Origin of the sequence: Haloarcula amylolytica JCM 13557 (assembly GCF_000336615.1) — an archaeon.
GTDB lineage: Archaea > Halobacteriota > Halobacteria > Halobacteriales > Haloarculaceae > Haloarcula > Haloarcula amylolytica.
In genome coordinates this window covers 1-791 of record NZ_AOLW01000026.1, presented here as the reverse complement: position 1 = coordinate 791, position 791 = coordinate 1, and the positions used below count along the sequence as shown (strand labels likewise).

The following is a 791-nucleotide window of genomic DNA, read 5'->3' as shown; positions in this document are numbered from 1 at the left end:
GCGTCGCCTCTCGGCGTTGCATCCCACTGTCATAGCCATTGTAGCCCGCGTGTTGCCCGGTCCATTCGGGGCATACTGACCTACCGTTGCCCATTCCTTCCTCCATTTTAGCAATGGCAGTCCTCCTAGTGTACCCAACCACCGCAGGGGTGTTGCTGGCAACTAGAAGTGTGGGTCTCGCTCGTTGCCTGACTTAACAGGACGCCTCACGGTACGAGCTGACGGCGGCCATGCACCTCCTCTCAGTAGCGTCGAGTAAAGTCGTCAACCTGACCGTCATTACTACTGTCGGGACCGGTGAGATGTCCGGCGTTGAGTCCAATTAAACCGCAGGCTCCTCCGGTTGTGGTGCTCCCCCGCCAATTCCTTTAAGTTTCATCCTTGCGGACGTACTTCCCAGGCGGCTCGCTTATCGTCTTCACTACGGCACATCACGTGCTCATGGCGCGTGACATACCTAGCGAGCATTGTTTACAGCCAGGACTACCCGGGTATCTAATCCGGTTCGAGACCCTGGCTTTCGTCCCTCACTGTCGGGTCCGGTCTCTCAACGTGGTTTCCCCATTGGTGGTCCGTCCAGGATTACAGGATTTCACTCCTACCCCGGACGTACCCGTTGAGTCTCTCGGCCCCAAGCTGTGTAGTTTCCACCGGACGCCGACCAGTTGAGCTGGTCGATTTCCCAATGGACTTACACAGCAAGCTACGGACGCTTTAGGCCCAATAATATCGGCCATCACTTGGACTGCCGGTATTACCGCGGCGGCTGGCACCGGTCTTGCCCAGTCCTT

1 rRNA gene is annotated in these 791 nt (G+C 57.4%); it reads right to left on the bottom strand.

The window, feature by feature from the left end:
* A 16S ribosomal RNA gene (locus C442_RS13810) occupies nt 1–791 on the bottom strand; the annotation flags it as partial.